The 21,830-nt window shown below is 44.8% G+C and carries 15 protein-coding genes; 3 read left to right on the top strand and 12 right to left on the bottom strand.

Going from position 1 to position 21,830, the window contains the following annotated elements; all coding sequences use genetic code 11:
* Positions 1 to 55 precede the first annotated feature (55 nt).
* From AC58VC_RS16645 to AC58VC_RS16635, 3 genes are all read right to left on the bottom strand, one after another.
* Positions 56 to 1,402, bottom strand: a complete 1,347-nt coding sequence (locus AC58VC_RS16645) for an ABC transporter substrate-binding protein (RefSeq protein WP_497369875.1) — start codon at positions 1,400 to 1,402, stop codon at positions 56 to 58.
* Positions 1,403 to 1,587: 185 nt separating this feature from the next.
* Positions 1,588 to 3,156: a response regulator transcription factor gene (locus AC58VC_RS16640; RefSeq protein ID WP_497369874.1), complete on the bottom strand. Its 1,569-nt coding sequence runs from the start codon at positions 3,154 to 3,156 to the stop codon at positions 1,588 to 1,590.
* On the bottom strand, positions 3,149 to 4,957 hold the full coding sequence (locus AC58VC_RS16635) for a sensor histidine kinase (protein WP_497369873.1): 1,809 nt from the start codon (positions 4,955 to 4,957) through the stop codon (positions 3,149 to 3,151). Before AC58VC_RS16635 ends, AC58VC_RS16640 begins: the two co-directional genes overlap by 8 nt.
* Before the next feature lie 345 nt (positions 4,958 to 5,302).
* On the opposite strand from AC58VC_RS16635, the gene AC58VC_RS16630 reads away from it, so the two are divergent.
* Positions 5,303 to 5,638, top strand: a complete 336-nt coding sequence (locus tag AC58VC_RS16630) for a hypothetical protein (RefSeq protein WP_497369872.1) — start codon at positions 5,303 to 5,305, stop codon at positions 5,636 to 5,638.
* A 242-nt stretch (positions 5,639 to 5,880) separates the two neighbouring features.
* Here the strand turns inward: AC58VC_RS16630 and AC58VC_RS16625 are convergent, their stop codons facing one another.
* The 8 genes from AC58VC_RS16625 to AC58VC_RS16590 all read right to left on the bottom strand — a co-directional run bounded on the left by AC58VC_RS16625 (position 5,881) and on the right by AC58VC_RS16590 (position 16,477).
* Positions 5,881 to 6,624, bottom strand: a complete 744-nt coding sequence (locus AC58VC_RS16625) for a hypothetical protein (RefSeq protein WP_497369871.1) — start codon at positions 6,622 to 6,624, stop codon at positions 5,881 to 5,883.
* A 72-nt stretch (positions 6,625 to 6,696) separates the two neighbouring features.
* A complete protein-coding gene (locus tag AC58VC_RS16620; protein ID WP_497369870.1) occupies positions 6,697 to 8,265 on the bottom strand; it encodes an extracellular solute-binding protein in 1,569 nt (522 codons plus the stop codon).
* 54 nt (positions 8,266 to 8,319) lie between these two features.
* Positions 8,320 to 9,192, bottom strand: coding sequence for a carbohydrate ABC transporter permease (locus AC58VC_RS16615; protein WP_497369869.1), 873 nt, complete (start codon positions 9,190 to 9,192; stop codon positions 8,320 to 8,322).
* A gap of 10 nt (positions 9,193 to 9,202) precedes the next feature.
* Positions 9,203 to 10,162: an ABC transporter permease gene (locus tag AC58VC_RS16610; protein WP_497369868.1), complete on the bottom strand. Its 960-nt coding sequence runs from the start codon at positions 10,160 to 10,162 to the stop codon at positions 9,203 to 9,205.
* Positions 10,159 to 11,799 carry a hypothetical protein gene (locus AC58VC_RS16605; RefSeq protein ID WP_497369867.1) on the bottom strand — a complete coding sequence of 547 codons (1,641 nt, stop codon included), beginning with the start codon at positions 11,797 to 11,799 and terminating at the stop codon, positions 10,159 to 10,161. Before AC58VC_RS16605 ends, AC58VC_RS16610 begins: the two co-directional genes overlap by 4 nt.
* Before the next feature lie 26 nt (positions 11,800 to 11,825).
* On the bottom strand, positions 11,826 to 13,349 hold the full coding sequence (locus AC58VC_RS16600; RefSeq protein WP_497369866.1) for an extracellular solute-binding protein: 1,524 nt from the start codon (positions 13,347 to 13,349) through the stop codon (positions 11,826 to 11,828).
* 93 nt (positions 13,350 to 13,442) lie between these two features.
* Positions 13,443 to 13,853 carry a golvesin C-terminal-like domain-containing protein gene (locus AC58VC_RS16595; RefSeq protein ID WP_497369865.1) on the bottom strand — a complete coding sequence of 137 codons (411 nt, stop codon included), beginning with the start codon at positions 13,851 to 13,853 and terminating at the stop codon, positions 13,443 to 13,445.
* Positions 13,760 to 16,477, bottom strand: coding sequence for a cadherin-like beta sandwich domain-containing protein (locus AC58VC_RS16590; RefSeq protein ID WP_497369864.1), 2,718 nt, complete (start codon positions 16,475 to 16,477; stop codon positions 13,760 to 13,762). The genes AC58VC_RS16595 and AC58VC_RS16590 overlap by 94 nt, the downstream gene beginning before the upstream one ends.
* Positions 16,478 to 16,659: 182 nt before the next feature.
* On the opposite strand from AC58VC_RS16590, the gene AC58VC_RS16585 reads away from it, so the two are divergent.
* Both AC58VC_RS16585 and AC58VC_RS16580 read left to right on the top strand, forming a co-directional pair.
* Positions 16,660 to 18,423: a sensor histidine kinase gene (locus AC58VC_RS16585; protein ID WP_497369863.1), complete on the top strand. Its 1,764-nt coding sequence runs from the start codon at positions 16,660 to 16,662 to the stop codon at positions 18,421 to 18,423.
* Entirely contained in the window at positions 18,398 to 20,011 is a 1,614-nt protein-coding gene (locus AC58VC_RS16580) for a response regulator (RefSeq protein WP_497369862.1), read from the top strand. The genes AC58VC_RS16585 and AC58VC_RS16580 overlap by 26 nt, the downstream gene beginning before the upstream one ends.
* 88 nt (positions 20,012 to 20,099) lie before the next feature.
* Here AC58VC_RS16580 and AC58VC_RS16575 read toward each other — a convergent pair whose 3' ends face one another.
* The gene (locus tag AC58VC_RS16575) at positions 20,100 to 21,725 is read right to left on the bottom strand and encodes a right-handed parallel beta-helix repeat-containing protein (RefSeq protein ID WP_497369861.1); all 1,626 of its coding nucleotides are present in this window, start codon (positions 21,723 to 21,725) and stop codon (positions 20,100 to 20,102) included.
* Positions 21,726 to 21,830: the final 105 nt, after the last annotated feature.

Raw genomic sequence — 21,830 nt, 5'->3', positions numbered from 1 at the left:
TTACTTGTAAAAGGCGGGAGCATGGGTCTTTCCAACCGCATCCTCCCGCATCTCATTATTTTTTATTTTTCTCCAAAATTTTGACGGATTCACTTTTTAGTGTTGCGTAGGCTTGCTCAGGTGTTGTCTTGTTATATAGAATTTGCTGTTCCAAGTCCAGCATCAGCTTCTCAATCTCCGTTGAGCCGGCAGGAGCTTGAGGGTCCATCGGTGAGCTTGCCTTAGCAACCTGGTCGATATACGCTGCAGCTACTTTCTGCTCAGGTGTGAATCCTTCTTTAATTCCATCCCTTACTTTCGAAGCAACCGGCATACCTCGCTCGCCATTCAGCACTTTGTTCGCTTCTACATTATTCGTGAAGTAGCTAATGAATTTCGCAGCTTCTTCCTGATTTGTCGAACTGAGTGGGATCACAAAATGCGCTCCTGGACGCAAATCCATCGCTTTAGCTGCATTAGGCCCCGGCAGTGGAATAAGCTTCAATTCCTTACCTGCTGCCTTAGAAATACCAGGATATTGATTCGTATAAATAACATTGACAGCTGACTTTTTCTTCGTAATCATGGATTCCTCCGCTGACTTGATGGAGAGGAACACATCGATAGGTGGCATCAAGCCCTCTTTGATCCAGTTCTTCTTCATTGTGTAGAAATCAACATATGTCTTTTCATCGAAACCTATGCCCGTTTTATCAGCGTATTGGACCTGTCCAAGCTGTCTAGCATAATAAGGAAAGGTGAAATTCTCTCCCAATAGATCATCTGCACCATAACTACCTGTGACCGCTTTCAACTTGACTAGATCTTTTCCCAGATCCTCCCATGTCGTATAGCCATTCGCCGGAATGGTCAATCCTGCTTTTTGATACGCTTCAGGATCTACAACCATGGCCTTGGCATTTACACCAAGAGGAATCCCGTACAGTTTCCCACCAATTTTTCCACTTGCGAGCGCGCTTTCGCTAATATCGCTGACATCGATCAGCTTCTTTGCTACTAGATCATCAAGTGGTGCAATCAAGTTTTTGTCCATGAACTGCTGCGCATCACCGGCACCAACGTAAAATTGAGTCACATCCGGCATATTGTTGGTCGCAGCCTGCAGCGTCAGCTTCTGATAGTAGCCGTCAAACCCTTGAAATTCGGGCTGAAAAGATACGCTCGGATTGTCCTTTTTATACATGTCGAGCACTTTATTCGTTGCATCATGCCTCGGTTGATTCCCCCACCAAAATACGCGCAAACTTGTTGGTTTGACGCTTGGCGTCGAGCTTTCCGCTGCAGTCGACCCACTTGGTGTCGCAGTCGTAGAACCTGTTTCCTTTGTACCTGAAGAGCAGCCTGCAAGCGCCAGCGTTACTGCTAAGCTTGCAACTAACGGTGTCATTGATTTATATCGCATTGTATAACCCTCCTGTTATAGGCAATCCTTTGGAAATCATTTAGTTGGTAAATCAGATGATTATTGCTACATCCGGGCCCTGGGCATAGCATATGACTTGATATTATCGTACCGTTGAAACGCTTCAGTAACAATGAAATAACTCGATGCCCTTTATGCAAAAAATCGACTTTCTCATAAAAATACTACTTATTCAAACCCTCATCGAAATTCCGTTTATATTCCGAAGGTGTCATTCCTGTATATTTCTTAAACACTTTACTGAAATACTGTGTATCTTCCCTGAATCCAGTTAATTTGGATATTTCATATATTTTCAAGTCTCCTGCTTGTTCAATGAAACGGATCGCCCGATCCATTCTGCGTTCAAGCACAAATTGCGAAAATTTCACGCCCGTTTCCTTGGAAAATAATCGGCCCAAATAGTCCACATTCATATATAGTAATTCTTTCCCGATCCAGGTCAGCGATAACTCCGGATTGCCGATATGCTCGTCGATAATGCGAAGTACAGATGAAATCATTTTATTTTGATTCGTAGACGACGCTTGATAATTGGACATGGCCATTTCTTCCGATACCACGTGCAGATAGGCAAGCGTCGCATGCAGCGTATCTAGGTCTTGAAATTTGATGACTTTGAACAACTGATCTGCGGATGGAGGCTCCTGGCCTTGACGAATGACAATCATATATAATTCCATACAGTGTGATTTCACTTCATTAATCTCCATTCGATATTGCTCAAAAATGTTAAATAGAGATTGAAGTCTACGGGTGACATCCCCGACATCCCCCGCCTTTACGGATGAAGCGATCGCTTCAAAATGTGCATTGAAATCAACCTGCCAAGCTACCTTCGTCGTTAGCTGGACATCGCCCTGAGTCAACAAACAGCCTTCTGTAAAATAGAACCGATACCGAAGAATGTCTTGCACTTCTTTGTACATGGTGCGAATATCCTTGAAGCCCCCGACTCCGCTAACCCCTATAAAAAGCTCCATCCGATAATAGGATTTATAGATTTCCCTGACTTCATTTAATATAAGAGCCAGCTCACCAAATTCCATCGCTTGTACCAGAAGTAGTACACTTTCTTCCACAACGGTACTTAAATATAGCTTATCTGAAGTGAACAAATCTTCGGCGATATTCTTCAGAGCAAACTTTTCCAAGTAGCCTCGGCTCTCACCAAATTGAACAAGGACAAGCTGAAACGAACGAACGTGGATATGGAACATCGCCATAAACTCTTCGAAATCTCGCTGATTATAAGTTCCGGTAAGTGCAATATCCCTTAGAAACTGCTCTTTTACATGAGGCAGCACCCGCTTAAAATTACTGTTCAATTTGGCAAAAAAATCGCGTTCCATGCTCAAACTTACAATTTCCTCTTTGATTTCACTTAAAACCTCGATAATTTGCAGCTCGTTACACGGCTTAAGTAAGTAATGCTTAATGCCGTAACGCATAGCTTCACTCATGTAGTCATACTCATCATAGCCAGAAAGGACGACGAATACGGTATCACTTCGTTTTTCTTTGATCTTTCCAATGAGTTCAAGACCATTCATAACGGGCATTTTAATATCGGTGATGACAATATCCGGCCTCTCCTTGTCCACCAAATCCAGTGCTTCAAATCCGTTTTTCGCTGCCCCGACCAACTGTAATTCGTGCTCATCCCAGTTAATTAAACTGGCTATACTATCTCGGGATAGCTTCTCATCATCTACTAATAGAACCTTATACATGGGGCTCACACTCCTTTGGCAGTTTAACTGTAACTTGGGTACCCTTTCCTTGCTTACTGCTGAACCGAATGCCAGCTTTCTCCCCAAACATGAGCTGTAGGCGTTCATGAATATTTTTAAGTCCAATCCCAGTCCCCTTCGAAGGCATCTCAAATTTCCTCAATCGTTCCAGGGTAGTTTCGTCCATACCCGGACCATTATCCGTCACTGAGATTTCGAAAGCCGCTTCCAAGGCAACAGCTGTTACCGTAATTGTGCAATCTCCCAGCATATTTTCTAAGCCATGCTTAATCGCATTTTCAGCAATAGGCTGTAAAGTCATTTTCGGAATAAGGTATTTGTAATAACGCTCATCGATATCCAGAACAAACTGCAGCTCGCTCTCGAAGCGAACTTTCTGGATATTCATATAATCTTGAAGCAATCGGATCTCTTCGCCGAGTGTAATGACTTGGGCATTATTACTAATGGCACTGCGCAGCAATCTGCTAAGTGACTCGACCATACTGGATATAGGTGCTTGTCCGTTTACCCTTGCCATCCAATTAATTGAGGTCAAGGTATTGTACAGGAAATGAGGGTTAATTTGCGCTTGCAACGCCCGGTACTCCGTATCCTTTAATAACATTTGACGGGTATAGTTCTCTTCAATCAATGCGTCGATTCTTTGAATCATAATAAAGAACCTTTTTTGCAAATAACCGACTTCATCCGACCGGCCGTTCTCCGAGGGCAGGAACACAATCGATCCGAAATCGCCCTTCTCCGCGTGCTTCATCTGATGCGTCAGCTGCTCAATTGGCTTCGTAATCCCTCTGGCAAAACGGTAACTAATTGCGATGACCGTTACAAACAAGAGAAGTACAACTACAAGAAGTGCTAAACGTAATTCATTTTTCTTCTTAAAAATATCGTTATACGAGAGAACACTGTAATAGGTCCATCCCATTAACTCGGATGTGGTGTAGGCAACGAAAGAGCTTAATCCTTCAAATTTTTGAATGGTATACCCTTGTTTGGCGTCTCGCATATCCGCTGCTTCTGGCCGAAACCTCTGATCTGGCGTATAAATCGGCTGATTGTCTTTCCAGATATATAGCATCCCGCTGTCCTTGGTGACCGTTTGGTGATGTTTCACAACTGAGTCCAAATTCACTTGAAAAATAAGCGTACCCAGCGGCTCCAGCAAATTCGCACCTGTCGAACGGATCTCTCTTGCAGCCAGTAAATAAGGATGATCAGCATCCGGCTCTGCCCATACGTTGGCCCCTTTCGCCTGCCTCGCTTTGATGATAACCGCTTCCTTCTCGCTTTCCTCCGGCATTTGCGCACTTTGTCCTACCAGCAAATCGTAACCGGTGTCATTCACAAAACGGATGGATGATATATTTTTTTCCGTCAGAATATAAATAAAAATCTTATTTTTAAAATCCGTTAGCGCCTGCGCCCGGTCATATTCATTGGTCATTTCCTTAACTTTGATCAACTGTTCTTGGATGCGCGTATCCGTAGCAATCGTCAGCGAAAGCTTCTCAATATTACTGATCTCGTTCTCAATATCACCGATCGAATTATTGATGGTTTGCGCTGACTGTCCATACAGCATAGCATCATAGGCTTGAAAGACGTATTGCAAACAGGAGACGACAACGATACAAAAAAAGATGATCAACAGCATCATGACGACCATCAACTTATGCTTAATCTTCATATCTTTGAACGATATGCGATGAATTCGGTCAGCAAACACGGTGCCCAGCTCCTTCACAATTAGTAAAAAGAGACACTGACGCAACATCATCAGTGTCTCTTCTTAAGATTATCCCATTATTAAACCGATTCCTATAGAAAAATTCGGACTTTGTTATGTACTTTACCGACTTGTTTCGCAATGTCCACAGTTCTTTCTAATGATCCTTTACATCGCTGTCCTCATCCCTCTATATTGAACTTTGTGATTTTTACGATAAGAAAACGGCGGCTTATTGAGCTATCGTTCTTTCTAATGCACCTCTCCATTCTGCCTTGAAATTATTAGTTAGCTTTTATGTTACTCACTCAAAATTCAAAATTTAAACCAACATACACTTTTTGAACTGATCTAACATAAAATTTTAATATTGACTGTAGAAGGTGGAGGTTCCTAATGTACGCTAGATTAAGTATGTTTAGATTAAAACCTGATGTCCCCATTTCATTCGCAGAGCAATGGGCAGAGAAAACTCACATGATCCATCGATCATTAAAGGGATTTAGAGGTATTACATTTTTGGGAGAAGATATAAGTAATGAGTTCGGTGCCATAAGTTATTGGGAAACGAAAGACGACGCAATAGCAGCCGGTGATACAATTGAGATCAAAGTTTATTCCACCTTATCAAAAGCTTATATCGAATCTCCGCCTATGATTACTATATATGGAGTTTACGACCTACCTACGGGAAACGGTGAATTAATATTTTCCGGGAAATTTAACTGGTAGGAGTTCTTAGATAGAAAAACCGTAGGCTCTTTTTTTATACCTTCATTCTTAGACGGTCTCGTAAACCCTCCTTTTTATTCTCAACAGAAAATAAAGTAGACGGAATTTTTATATTCATAAAATAAGTTTTAGACTGACCCTTGAAAATGAAACAGCGACAGTCATGGACTAGAAAATAAAGTCCTAGACTTGTCGCTGCTTTCATTGAACTAACGTTCCCAGTTACTCCACAGCTGAGTATATCAAGGCGAAAAATGTTTCCAATTCCCTTCGGAAACAACTTCGACTGCTCCGTCGATTACTTTGATGGCAGTCTGATCATCAATCGCATACGTCGATCCTTGCATCCCAGCCGCCCATCTCTCTGCAGCGGCCATGGTGTTTCCAGGCAGCATCTCGTGGTCCAGATGCGGAAATATTGCAAAATCAACCAGACTCAGCGTTTCATCACCACCGGTGGGTGGAGTCCAGCCAACGAAGAATTCCCCAATGTTAGGTGCCATCACCATGCTCCCGGTAGGGTCCTCCGCTATGCCCCAACAGTCATCAAGGTAGAAGCAGCTCACCCCCTCCTGTGGCTCTTCCACTTCAAGAAGCGTGCCACAGCCTTGCATATTCGATTGTCCGGCAAGCACCCAGAGATCTCCAACGAAGACAGGCTCTACTTTCGTCTCAGCGATTAGCTCCTCAGTTAAGCTATCGCGAATTCGAAATTGTAGACAATAACTTCCTGTCGACAGTCCTGTTAGAACACCACCGAACGATTTTCTATCGCAGATCAATCCTGCCAATATCCAGGCACCGTTCATCGCGGTTCGTACTTCCACATTTCCATTAGTCGGCAAAGTAAGCCTTAAAGAATAAGTCACTTCAGCTAGTCCCATCGTATTGCGCTGATACACCCTTTGCGGACTTGGTCCTTCTACCCGCATACCAACGGGTTCATTCCCCATTTTCTCGGCATCTCGTTTAAACGATTGTTCCATTCTTCTCTCCCTCCAATCATGTAATAAAGGAAGCAGCCCCATCGTGCACCGCTTCCTTTTGTCATCATCGCTTTATTTACCTGTATTGATTTTTTTAATAAATTCATTCATTTGCTTCACATAATCGGTACCACCGTTTTTATACCAACCAGCTAACAGCGCATCAAATTCACTAGCCGGAACCTCACCGATCAGAATTTTCATCGTTGTTGTATCCCATGTTTTTTGGTAATCCATATAATTCGGCTTTTTCGCAGCTTCCGGCTGGAAACCTAGATCCATACCAGGAACAACCGTGTCTACCGACTTTTTCAGCCATGGCTTCACTTGATCCACGACATCCTTAGGTGTACCTGTTGTGATGAAGAATTCCGTATCATTCGCTCTTCGCATGGAGTTACGGCGAATATAGAATTTCGGTGGCGACACAATTGCTTTCTTCTCAGTGCCCGTTATTGTATAATCCGAACCTTCATAACCATCGACGACAGTCGGCCACATGTCGTCCGAAATCCATGAATCAAACAAATCCACTACTTTTTGAGGATTCTTTGCATTTTTGGTAACGGCCCAAAAGCCCCATAGTCCAGTCGGACTTGTCGCCAGATTACCACCCTTAACCTCGCCTTTTTCATTCTTCACATGAACAAAAGTCAATTCCGCATTTGGCTGCTGCTTTTTCAACTCGGGAAGATGCCAAGTGTAGTGCCCTGCGAAACCAGGATAAACCCCAGTCAATCCGCGCCAGAAGCGTTCGCGCTGTTTCGTCCCGTCGTTCGTTGCCGAATCTGGGTCGAAGACGCCTTCTTTGTAGAGCCTTCCCGAGAACTCGAGGGCCTTCCTGAAGGCATCCCCTTTCTGATCATACATGGCATTCATATATTCATACTCGCTGCCTGCTGTCTTCTGCCAACCCAAGAGACCAAATGGTCCTGTTAAAACTGGATCCAGTACCTTGCGTGCGTTATATGCCCCAGCATATCCGTAAGTATCGTTTTTCCCATTTTTGTCAGGATCGTTGAAGGTGAACTTCTTTAAAATATCCTCAAACTGCGCTATCGTAATTTCCGCGTTATCCGGAGCCGAGAGACCTACATTCGTTAGCCAGTCTTTCCGTATCCAATACCCGTCGTTGCGAACGACTGAGGTCCGTGGAATACCATAAATGTTGCCGTATTGGTTAACTTTCAGCTGATCCCAAGAGGCTTGGTACGTATACTTGTTCAAGTTGGCAGCTGACTTCACATAATCGTTTACCGGGACAATTATGCCGTCACGAACAGCGTTCTGGAAAGCCTGATCCGTCGTATTTTCGAAGAAAACAACGTCTGGATATTCGCCTGAAGCGAGCATCAGTTGCAGCCTCTCTTTATACCCTGTAACCGGTGGAATATCAAAAGTCAGCTTCACGTTGTTCTTCTTTTCCAACTCTTCAATAAACTTGGCATCTGTTACTGATATTTCTGGTTGGTCATGCATAGCCATGATTTTCAGAGCTACTGGACTTGAGGACTGTGCCGGTTGTGTGCTTGCTGCTGTTGAACCTGAACCTGAGCCTGGATCTGTTGAATTCGAAGCACAAGCGGTTAACAGCATCATACCTGCAAGTACAACCACCATTCCTTTACGTTTCTTACTCATTTCTAATACCCTCCTCTAAGTAAAGCTGAACTATAGTGCGGGTCTCCCCGATGACTATCCTTTAACTGAACCTAACATGATCCCTTTAACGAAATACTTTTGTAGAAAAGGGTAAACAGATAAAATGGGAATCATCACAATCATCAGAGTGGCGTACTTTAAAGTTTCACTTGTCACCTGCTGAGAGCCCATCTCCGCGGCATTCGATTGCTGAGCCATCATACTAGCCGCTTCAATCACCTCACGCAGGTAGAGCATGAGCGGCCAATTCGTTACACTCCGAATGTAAATGATCGCATTAAAAAAGTTGTTCCAATAGCCTACCGCAGCGAACAAACACAAGGTCGCTATAATCGGCTTCGATAAAGGAACGACAATCCGAAATAAGATATAGGGATCCGATGCGCCATCCATTCGTGCTGCTTCCTCCAGCTCCTCGGGCAGCGATTCAAAGAAATTCTTCATCAGAATAAGACTGAAGCCTGAGAACAAAGCTGGCAGAATTAAAGCTGCAAGGGTATCCAGTAGCCCCAGTGAGCGCATCAAGTAATAATTGGGAATCAATCCCCCGTTGAATAACATCGTGAAAACGATGAGCACCATGAGGAACTTTCGACCCTTGAGCACACTTTTGGATAATGGGTATGCCGTAATGATATATAAGAAAATGCCTATGCTTACTCCACAGATCGTAACAATCAGCGTATTCAAGTAGCTTCTCCACAGGAGTGCACGCGACATGATCTCTTGATAAGCAGCTAAGTTGAACTCATGCGGCCAGATCATCATTGGATTATTGACGTAAGCCGAGTAGGAACTCAGGGACACTGAGGCGACATTGATAAACGGATACAGCATAACCACACAGATGAGCGTGAGCAGCGTATAATTAATGGCATCGAAAAGCTCTAGTTTCTTAATGCTCATGTACTCTCACCTACCAAATTTGTTTTCCGAACAATCTTGCAATCCGATTCGCCAATAGAATGAGAACGAAACCGATCACAGCTTTAAACAAACCGACAGCTGCAGCGAATGACAACCTGCCGTCAATTAAACCAATTCGGTATGTGTAAGTCTCGAAGACATCGGCCACCTCATAGGTCATTGGATTATACAAAAGGAACACTTGCTCGAAGCCATTGTCAAGAATGTTGCCGAGCTGCAGAATGAGCAGAACGACGACCGTAGTCGTTATACCCGGCAATGTGATATAGCGGATTTGCTGCACTCTGGATGCGCCATCCATTTTGGCCGATTCATACAACGAGGGATCGATACCGGTCATTGCAGCTAGATAGATGATGGTTCCCCACCCAACTCCTTTCCAAACTTCAGCCGATACGAGAATCGTTCTGAAATACTCCGGCTTTAACAGAAAAGAAATCGGCTCATAGTCCAAGGCTTTAATCAGAAAGTTGACCGGTCCCGTTGATGGCGATAAAAAATTAATGATCATCCCTGCGAGCACAACCCAGGAAATAAAGTGAGGCAAATACAGAATTGTCTGAGATAATCGTTTGAACATGAGATTTCTGACTTCATTCAGCATGACAGCCAATAGGATAGGCGCTGGAAATCCGAACAATATTTGATAAAAACTAATGATTAACGAGTTGCTCAACACTTTGTAAAAATCATGTGACTGGAACAAGTAGGTGAAATTTTCAAGGCCTATCCATTTGCTTGCCCATATCCCCCGCACTAAGCTGAAGTCTTTGAAGGCGATCACGATACCTAACATCGGAATATATTTGAATACGAGCAAATATAGCAGTCCCGGTATCAAAAAGATATACAGCCATTTGTGCAGCTTAAAGTGCTTCAGGGTCGCACTTTTGCGTTCTATTGGCCTTGAGGCAATATGTTTTTCCGCAGTTATTTCCAAACGCTTCACTTCCTTTCTTCCATAACGATCAATCTCGTTGTATGCAGGTCAATTCTGTATGGCCGCTCAACATAATGAAAGCGGTTACACGCAAGGCGAACACCTTCCGCATGATGAACGTCTACCCCGATGGGTACATGCCGAAACGTACATTCATCAATGACGATGTTTTTGTTATAATAACCCTCAAGACCCTCGGATCGAATGCCAATGCCGCCAGTTACTCCGCAACGAGGCGTATAGCCGCAGTTATCAAAGCTGCATCGGCGAATTGTAACACCCTTTGGATGCCCACCCTCGTAAAATTCAGTCCACTCGGCACCAATTATAATGCCGGCATTCATTAAATTCTCATAGGAAACGTCCTCAATGGTAACCTGACTGTACTTCACGATATGTCCGCTGCCAGCTATATTACGAAACGCGGAATGTTTCATCGTATAGGAGTTCAGCTCCCAGCAGGATGGGACAGCATGCGCGTCCAGGTCCAGTGGCAAATCCATTGGTTCTTCACATTCGATCAAGTAATAGTGACCGCCGTTGCCATTACCGTCCGGCTGCCATGATCGGATCTCGCTCTCCAACTGTTCTTTCCCACTGTAGAAGGTAATACGACTCCCATTCCGAAGAGGAGCATAGCTCCATTTGGCCCAGAGGCGTAAGTGACGGCGATCAATCGCCTTGTCAACCAAGAGGAACGTGCTGTGCATGTTCTGACCGTCCATCCGCACACCCTCTACAAACATGTGCTCGATCTCGAAGTCACCTTCACATTTATAAATTTTCCAAGCATCTCTTGGCGCTGTGAACAGCAGCTTCCTTTCCGGCTGAAATCGCACACGGCTTGCTTTCACTCCATTGCAGCATTCTGTCTGCATCGCAAACCCGTTCGAGCTAACCGTGTGCAGATTGTCGAGTTTCAATAGATGGCATTCCTTTAACTGCACTTGAAACTCCGTATTCGCTCCAAAATGCCAAGATAGCCCTTCGCCGATGGCTACTTTCTTAGCAACATCAGGGCTTTCAAGCCTCAACCTGCGCCCCTCGCCTCCTTCAATGCTTCGCCAATTGACACCAGCACCCTTGCCGTAAGTCACACTTTCGCCAACCAGTGCAGCAGCCTGCAAATCAAAGCGGTTTGCACAGAAGCAAGCCATACCATCTATATATGGATTGCTTTCAAATACCTCTACGACAACAAAATCATCCCCTTTGTCGACGATGACTCCGGCGCTGGAGTATGCTGGCTCCCTAGAAAACTTCAAGTTTCGCAGCTGCAAATACGAGCAGCGATCTGCCCATAAGATAGCAGGCAAATAGGCTTCGTTCTCTCCTTTGTGACAACCAACTAGCATCGATGCCGGATTGCCGCCCTCATCGACCGCACCCTCAAGCGTCAAGCCATGAGTATCGCGAATCCAAAGATGTCTGCGAGCCCAATTCTGATGCTCTGCTTCCCCATCTGTCACATAGCTATGCAGGTAGTATTTCCCAGGATCAAGCAGCACGCGCGATTTTCCATTCGCAGCAGCAAACTCTATGGCACTCCGAAGCGCCTCAGCCTGATCAGACGGGTCATCCGGTACGGCTCCAAAGTCCCTCGCAAGTACACAGTTCTGAGAATCTTGTTCTGTTACATTCAGCATGTTATAGCACCTTCCTAGATAACGAATTACGGTTTAACCAAATTTTGTTCAACTAGCTGCTTGTTAGCTGCTTCCATGTATAGATCATAATGATAGGTATTCTCCAACGTGTGAACGAAATCGTCATACTCCGAAATCGGCCGTTTATTGTAAATGAATTTGAACGTCTCCTCCATCATGTACCGATTCGCATCCGTAGCATTAAATCCAATCGGCAGCTCGATAAACGCGTCATAAACCTTCAACCTTGGCTGCTCAATCGCGAAACGATAATAGGGTTCGGCATCTGGGAATTTCGTTCGTAAATAGGTCATTTCGTCACGGCCTACTAATTGGTACAAGTGCGAATACACAACATCATGAATTTGATTGGTTGCCGTAATGGTATCCCCATCCAATTGATAGTGAATGCCAGGAAGTCCATACTGCACAAGACGAGAACCCTCTGTAGAGGATAAGTAATTCAGCAGTTCCATAACCTTTTTCATTTTCCCCGGTTCTTGTTGAAGCGAAGCTGGCATGACCAGCATACTGCGTGCACCCACGTCGTCATAACCGTTATAGGAGCCTCCCGGCCCTATTGGCGCTTGTATTTGAACCCATTTTGCTTGCGGCTGAAAAGCACTAATTTGTTTAGCTACATCGCTATTCACCACGACTGGCCAATTGATATTCAGCAATCCGACCTGTCCTTGATAGGCCTTATCTTTCTGCTGTCCCTTCGTATTCGCCAGAAAATCGGGATCTACGACACCTTGCTTGACCATGTCATTCATAAACCAAAGCGCTTGCTTCAGACGAGGATCGTAGATTGAATTCATAAGCTTTCCGTCTTTCAAATAAAACTTGCCTGGATACGTCGTTCCGTAGGCTCCGAAAATTTGATCCAGCGCGTTAAATTGTGGATTGCCGGTAAAACCGTAAGTATCGTTTTTACCATTATGATCTGGATCTTTCTCGGTAAATGCTTTCATGACCTGAAGTAGTTCGACGAGTGATATCGGTGCCTGCATGTCAACCTGTTCCAGCCAATCTTGGCGCAGCCACAAGGTGAATTGTGAGGCAGGCGGTACCTTCGGAATGCCGAACACCTTACCTTTGACCGTCCCCGCCGCCATCGCCTCTTCTCCACCGACAAATTGCTTCGTCGCTTGGAGCTGATCCATATAAGGTGATAGATCCAATAAACTACCCTGCTGTGATAGTTTGATCATATCTCTGCGATCCACATAAAACAGATCTGCAGAAGTGTTGCTCGCTAAGCGAAGATTGCGCTGATTCATATAATCTTCGTCCCCAACAACTGCTGTTATTTTCAAATCAATACCAAGCTTTGTATCAAGCTCCTTCTTGATCATATCCATGGCCGGGTCTGTTGGCAGGTTGTTAATCGCACTTACCAGCACTTCGATCTTCAACCTTTCTCCGGCTTGATTATTCGTATCAGATGATTTCGGGCTCGCAGACTGTTGATTACAGCCGGCTATGCATAAGGCCAAACATACGCATATCACCAAAGCGGGAAGCGATTGCCATCGTTTCAAGTCCATAAGTCTCTCTCCCTCATTGCAATGAAAGTGATGCTGTACGTCTATTGTACAGTCTACGAGCCCTAATTGCCTTTCAACATTTCATAAAATTCTTCAATATTTCAATCCACTTGCCTGATCGGTTGGATCACTGGTAGTAGGAATGAACATCACCGCATCCGCACGTAGGTACGCCTTATCCATGGCAGTCATCGTAACGGATGCTTCAACTTCTTGTGTAAAGTGATAAGTGCCAAGCGATATCCACTGCTGGCCTCCCAGCTTTTGATCGACCATGACGGACGTTGTTCCACCCGCATGTTGCACCGTGTAGGCTGCTTGCGTTGTACTGTTATGAAAGGACGGATTCCATATCCGGACTTCGTAGTTCCCCTCAGCTTCAAGAGCCGTACTCCAATTAGCTTGATCACCTACTCCATTCCGTACGTATGGTAACCATCCGATGAGTCCACTTCCTTGTAAGTGGTGTATGGCACATAAGTCAGATGAGCATCTCCTGACCACCAATAATGGCCCGCTGTCATTAATCCGTCCGGGTGTGAAGTATCTATCTCAAACCCGTCAATTTCATTTACTTGATAATCCGTTGACGGTGAGTAGAGCTGATTCCCATCAAGTACGGATACACGCTGATTTAAGCCAGCAATCCAAAAGGAGCTGTGAAATCCTTCCTTGTTCCATTGCTTAAATCTAGTTTCATAATAGCCATAACCCAGAAGCGGCTTGGTGATGATACCTCCACCGGAATAGGCTTTTCCTCCGCTGCCAGCAGGCTCCTTTTTCAAAGAAATTCTAAGGAAGCCATCCGATACAGACACATTTTCCTTCTTATTATCGGTATAAGCATTGCTTCCAATGCGATAGTACCACTGATCGTTATTCAGCGCAGAGCCATTAAATTCATCCTCAAAAGCAAGCGTATAGCCGGATCCCGGTACAGACGGCACCAATTCAATATGCAAATAATAGATGATCTTACGGCTTCCGTCCTGGGACGTAACCTCGATGGGGACGGTTCTGACTTGGCCGAATAAAGATTCTTTGGTAACAAGCAGACTATTTTGAATTTGACCATCCATTTTTAAAGTCTGTCCTAGAGCGCTCTTCACCGGTGTTACTGCAATGTCTTGATCCGTCACGATCGTATAATCTGTTATATAAGGATCAAATGAAATAAGTCCGTTCGTTAATGACATGTTGGATAACCGTTCATAATTCTTACCTGGTTCGTCCGTGGGTGGCGTCGTCCCATAAATTTCAAAGGAATAAAGCCCGGTAAATACCAAATCTTTGGCTTTATCCGCATAAAATCTCACGTATCTGGCTGTCACTTCAGGGAAGCTGACGCTTTCAATAGAGGAAGGCTTTGCATGGCTGACATAAGCATCCTGCCATTGCATGCCGTCGTCCGAATATTGAATTTTGAAATTTTGCATGTCCGTGTAGTTGTAAAACGCAGCAACTGCCCGATTAAACGACGTATTGCGGCGTAAATCTATCTCCAACCAGACATACGGGGTGCCGTCTGCCAGCACGTTCCGCCATTCGGTAGCCCCATCGCCATCCACAGCTTGCTTCCCTGGCGTCAAATAATATTCCTGAGAAGCTTTAGCCGGCTTTCCACTCGTATGATTCCCTTTACCTACTGTAAGGTTATATTGCTTCTTGATGGAACGATCCTCCGCTTGCACCTCGACTTGAATGGTTTGAACACCATGTGCCAGAGTGATCGGCAAAGAAACCGTACCGCTGTTTATCAGATCACCGTTTACAGAAAAAATCGCCTTCGAATCATTTGGCTCTGCCGTTACGATGATTTCATTCACTCCCGCCGGTGCCTCATAGGAATATGTTGTCAAATCGGGCTCAAAGCCCGGCGATTGATTTTGACCAGGCATAGCATTGTAGCCTCTCGTCAGCTCTTTGCCGTTTATCTGTAATTTTTTCAGAGTCGCATCCGCATTCTGACGGTAAATATTTAACATATACGTCTGTGTATAGGCTGGATCTTGAGCTATGACTTTCACTTCAATTGCATTATTTCCGACTGTTAAATCAAGTGGCATCGGTTGTTCAGAGTTGATGACTGCTCCGTTCACCAACACATAAGCGGCAGCATCAGCTGCTGTAGGCAGGATATAAATGGATGCGCTCTCATAATAAGCCGTATACGTATACGTGGTCACGCTTGGGTTAAACCCCTGCAATGGAACTCCATTTAACTGCAAAGCGCTTAACTGTGTAATCGTGTTGTTACCAGTGGAACGCTTAACGACAACGTGATAGGGTTGCATGTAGCTCGTATTTTCCGCTTGAACATTGATTTGAATCTCATTAACTCCAACGCTAAGTGGAATGGACTCACTTGAATTTCCACTATTTACAACCGCACCGTTCACCTTGATTTCGGATGTTGGATCTGTTGCTGTCGGTGTAATCGTTATCTCTTGAACAGAATTACTGACGAGATATGTATATGAAGTTACTGTAGGCTGTAAGATCGAAGCGTTGCCTACCTGAAGATGACTCAGCGTATGGATACGCGATGGCAGCTTCTCGAACTTCACTGAATCCGAGTTGAAATAACCAGTTGGTCCTCCCGGATCTCTGGATAGCTTCACATACTCCTCCCCTATACCTTGAAAATCAAAAATACCAACCTCTACCCAACCACCAGCTGGAGCCGCATTATCATATGCCGTCTTGGTCGACTCTCCATTCCGATATACCTCGGTCATAAGTCTCGCGCTTGCCGCCGTTCTTTGAACAACCCATACGGATACGCGATATGTCCCCATTGTAAAGCCCTGCTCGCTTAAAGATGGTGTGTAGGTGGCGTAGGCTGTATTCGTATTGGCGTTCTGCGAGCCCTTCGCGTAGGCAAGTGTACTTTTGGCCCCGCCGCCTAGCATGCCCGAGCTGGAATAGCCCTTCATCGTCGTGGGCAGTCCACCTACGCTATTGGGTGCCCCATCATTATCGTTATCGATAATGATCGTTTGCTGCACAGCTTCTGATGCATAGGTTTTATTAGCTCCAAGTACTTCAAAAATGCCGCTTATCCCTGAAGCCATTAGAAGCACTAGTGCAAGAAAGCCGTAAACCGTACGTCTGAACGATTGATACATGACAAATCCCCCCATTTTCCAATGAATTCGAATAACATCCTCATTATCACTTCATTTGATCCATCACCTGTATTCAAAATTTATTAAAATGATTCAAAATTCAACGAAGTTACCTTTTACACTAACTTTCACTGCGAAAGACATTATAATGGAGAGGAGAAGATCGGTTTAGGGGGACAACTATGAAACGCCGTATTGCTGTCCAAGTGTTCGTTATCTCCTTCTTGCTGGTGGAGTCCATTATTATATTACTGGGTTACCGGTATTACCGATATGCATCAGACTCCTTATTGGATGCCCAGTATGCCTATGCGGACCAAATTGCAAGCAAATCGAATGACTATTTAAATGTAACTTTGGAGAATATCCGTAATTTATTCATTACAGTTGGAACCGATAGCCGGTTTCAGCACGGCTCAAGCGAGGAAATCATTCGTTGGTTTAATAACAGCCTGCTGCCTTATATGCCTAACGTGTACAATATTCATTTGCTTGAACAGGGAAAATTAGCTGCCAGTACTTCTTATGTTCAATGGGCCCTATTAGATAGCCCCTCTTTAACCAAGGAATTAGAGCAAATTAAGCTAAGCGGCATCGTGTATTGGATCGGACCCTATTTCTCACTGCCCTCCAATTATACGGTGACGGCCGCAATGAAGCTTCCTTCCACCGATGGAGACAAGATTATTCTGCTCGATTTATATTTAGCCAGACTGTTTGATTCCTTACAGTCCCAGTCCACAAATCGGATTACTGGGGAAATCATTTTGCTTGATCGATTGCACCGCCCCGTCTTTGGACGTCCTCCCTATTCGCAATATAATGTTTTTAATAAATCGTATGAGCTAAATGGACTCGAAGCTGGATGGTTCGAAGGTGGCTGGAAACAATCCGAACGTCAAACCGTTGATGGGCGAAATCTGGTCCTTACAAGAGTGACGAATCCAGCAATCGGCTGGGATGTTGTTTGGATTCTGGACAAAGCAGCACTGCTGAAGCCACTTCAAGAAACTGTTTCGTTTACTTGGGCGCTAGGCTTGATCTCGTTGTTATTGTCCATTGGGATGGCTTATATCATTTCTGTGCTGATAAGCAGACCCATACGTAAGATCGCTAGCTCAATGAACGCTGTCAGCGCTGGCAACTTGGACACATCAATTCAGCTAAATCGACAGGATGAGCTCGGACTGCTCGCTAAACATTTCAATCAAATGACAGCACGTATTCGCGATCTTATCACTAATTTGAAGCAGTCAGAGAAACAGAAACAAATCTCTGACTTTCTAGCTCTTCAGGCCCAGATCAAACCGCATTTTCTATTTAATACGTTGAATTCCATCAGCATGGCCGCTCGTTCCGGTGAGTACAACAAAGTCGATCAGCTTGTCTCTTCCTTGACGGCTCAGCTGGATTATACGTTAAAAGCAAGTCCGGGTCCCGTTACCTTAAGAGAGGAAATTAACGCCTTAGAGAACTATGTTCATCTGATGCATATCCGGTATCCGGGCAAATTTTCGTTTCACATGGACCTAGATCCACTGACCTTGGAGAGGAAACTGCCGAAGTTCGTGCTGCAGCCATTGGTGGAAAACAGCATTTTCCACGGCTTGGTGCCGGATCAAAAGGAAGGCGTGTTGTTCATTGGCACAACCATGGGGATGGAAGGCTGGGATATTATGATCGAAGATAACGGCAAAGGTATGTCGGCTAAGACGATATCGGATATCATGGAGCGACTGACGATTTCTTCGGATAGCGATATTGGAATAACAACGGAAGAAACGAATAACGGACATAGCGTTGGTCTTGTGAATGTTCACCGCAGACTTCAAATGATGTATGGAGATAGATACAGTTTTCACTTGGAAAGCACAGAAGAAGAAGGCACGAGGCTATTAATCAGATTGGGGGCAGAACCGAATGAAGAGCATCTTGATCGTGGATGACGAACCGTTGGCCCGTCAATACATACGCACGCAATTTCCCTGGGAATATTGGGGATACTTGATTGTTGGCGAAGCGGAAAATGGGGTCGAAGCTTTGCAGAAGTGCCGCTCCATTCAGCCGGACATCATGCTGCTCGATATTACCATGCCGCTAATGAGCGGATTGGAACTTCTCCATCATCTGAAGAAGGATTATCCTAATGTACGCTGCATCATGTTAACCGCTCACCGGGACTTCTCCTTTGCACAAGAAGCGATTAGAAGTGGCGCCGATGGCTATATCTTGAAATCCCCTATTGAAGCAGAAGAGCTTAAAGCCGCTCTAGCGAAGGCTTGTGAGGAGCTTGACAAGACAAGTCGATTAAAAAGCAGTGAACATAGCTACAAGGTGCTGGTGCAAAGTTATCAGTACCCGCTTCGTCAAAAGTTTCTTGAGGATATTCTCTCTTCTTTACTAGCCAAACCGGAGGAAATCGTAGCTCATGGTTCGAAGCTTGGCATCGACCTCGCTCAGTCTTCTTATGTATTAATGGAATGCTGCGTCGATGAGCTGTCCAAATTCGAGCAGCGTTATCCAATCAAAGACCGTTCATTGATTGAATTCAGTATGCTCGAGATCATTCGAGAATGTGCACAAGCCGATTTTCCTTGCCGGTTCGAGCTGTTTCCTGTTAGCTTCGGGAGGTTCATTCTACTCCTGACAGGTCAACCGCCATCAAGCAACAGTCTTCTTAGGGAAAGTATTATCTTATTTATTCGCAAACTCTCAAACCCGCTCAAGCAATATTTAAAGCTCCGGCTCATAGTAACTGTTAGCCGGCCTTTTACGACTATTTCCTCCCTTCGTTCCATCTATATGGATACAGTGAAATATGGTGTTTACCACTTTTATTCGGATACGGCTGAGCCTTTGTTCGTAGATCAAGCGCTACCATTCAGGGCAGTTCCGGAAAAAACACTAAGTAAACTGCGAACGCGTCTAGAAGAATTGATTAACCATCCAGAAGAACCGGTTTATCAAGATTGGGCTACTATGGTGCGGAATGAATATCTCATGTATAAGCCAGATCCATCCATAGCGATAAGTTGGCTGGAATTGCTAGAACCGCTCCTTACTTCAGGTATCGGAGCTCCTGAAATGAATCCACTAGCGCCCATCAGTTTGAAAGTAGAGACTTCTTTCCACCGCGCTCTCGATACTCTCATAGGGCGATTCATCGAAATTAGGAAACGAAGCACGCGGTCGCTGCAGTTGAGGCACGAGCTTTCCACCGCGATTCAGTACATCAAGACACATCTAAGTGATGATCTCAATGTAGAGTCGATCGCAATCAAAGTAAAGCTGAGTCCATCCTACCTAGGGCATCTGTTTAAAAAAGAAGTCGGCGTTTCCATTGTGGACTACATCCTGGAGCAGCGCATGGAAATAGCCAAAGTGTACCTGCAGACCGGTCAGTATAGGAATTATGAACTCGCTTCGAAGGTCGGCTTTCGCAGTTACTCGTATTTCTGCACCTTATTCAAGAAATACTCAGGGTTAACGCCTAATGAATACAAGCATGCTCATCAACCTCTTGTGAATCCTTAACCATTAACTATAAAAAAGATTGCCTCCTATCCTGCCTTCCCGGCCAGGTGGTTAGCAATCTTTTTTTTCTGATTTCCTACGATCTTGCTCAAATTATGAAATCAATTGTGCCCGTGATTCCTGAACTAACAACCAAGGGCTGATCCACACGTTCAAATTGATTGTTATTTATTACCACTTCATCTGCATCAATGGCATGAACGCCAATTGATGAATTCTTGAAGAGGTTCCCCGTAATCATAATATTCCGATTATGCTTTCCTTCGAATCCTGCCGATTTAATGCCTATGCATCCCTCAGCGCCGTATCGCGGATAAAATCCACAATGATCGAATTCGCAATCTTCAATTCGAATGTTCGTTGCATGTCCTCCCTCGGCATGAGTCGGCAGTTCCGCACCTAGCAGAATCCCCGGATTCATTGTGTTTCGATAGGTGCAATTCGCAATCAGGACATGATCATTCCTCACCAGATGCCCAGCTCCTGCAATGTTGAAAAACACGGAGTGTGAACACGTATAGCTGTCAGCCTCCCAATAATCGGCTGCACACAAAGATCCCTCTGCGGCATATTCAGGAATATCTTCCGTAAATTGAATTCGATATAAATGGCCCCCATCTCTCTTCCCTTCGTGCGACCAATGGGCAATCACTCTTTTCTCCATATATTCACCATTGTAGAATTCAATGTGACTGCCGAGCTGCAAAGCAGCGAACGTATACTTCCCAAAGAACAGTGCTTCTTCAGGCGAAAGCCTGCTGTCAAAGAATAGCCAGTTGCTTTGAATATTTTGCCCATCCATTCTAACGCCTTCCACATACATCCGGCTGATTTCAATTCGTCCCCCACACTTAAACAGCTTCCATGCATCTCGCGGTGCAGTGAACAATCGATTCCCATCCGGTTTAAAAACGACTCGATCTGCTGTAATATGGCGGCAGCTTTCTGCTAGCATCGCAAAGCCATTGGCATTCATTACGCGTAGATTGTTCAGCACAAGGTTATTGCATCTTGCAAAGTAAGTTTGGAAATCTGTTTGAGCTCCTTGATGCCATGATAGATGCTCGCCAAGTCGAACCTTGGAAGCAACGCTCTCGCTATTTAGGATAAGCGTTCGTTCACCTATTTGTTTCCAACCGGCGTCAGCTCCACCGCCATAGGTGACACTTTCCCCTATCAGTGCCCCCGTTACGGGGTCTAATCGGTTCATACAGTATGTACCCATTCCCTCATAACACGGATTGCCCTCGAAGACCTCAACCGCAATCGATTTATCCGTGCGATCTATAACGACTCCTGCAGATGCGAACACTGGCTCTCTCGTAAATGCTAGATTTTGGAGTTTCAAACTCTCATTGTCCTCGCACCAAAGAATGGCTGGTAAATAGCCATGAATAGTTCCATCATTATAACCGACAAGGACAGTGGAAGGTTCGCCGTTTTCTCCTATCGCACCTTGGAGTGTTAAGCCACTAGCATCCTTAATTGAAAGGTGGCATTCTTTCGAGTGTTGATTGCCGCTTCCTGCATCATGCACCATCCCCTCGGTCTGCAGCAGATTAACGGAAACTAATCGATATCTCCCTGGTTCAAACACGACCCTCTGCGCTCCTACAGCAATAGCCTTCTCAATCGCTTCGCGAATACCTGCTGCGCTGTCCTCCTTGGAGGGACGGGTAAAATCTTTGACATAGATGCTTTTATCAGAAAACATTAGAATTTCCTCCTTTAATCCGCCAAAGGCTCTCATCATGTCACCATTATAAAGCTTCCATAGCCCACCAAATATGAAGGATTTAACGAAAAAGTTAAAAATATA

The organism is Paenibacillus sp. J22R67, assembly GCF_059692175.1.
This window is presented reverse-complemented; position numbering and strand designations above follow the sequence as displayed.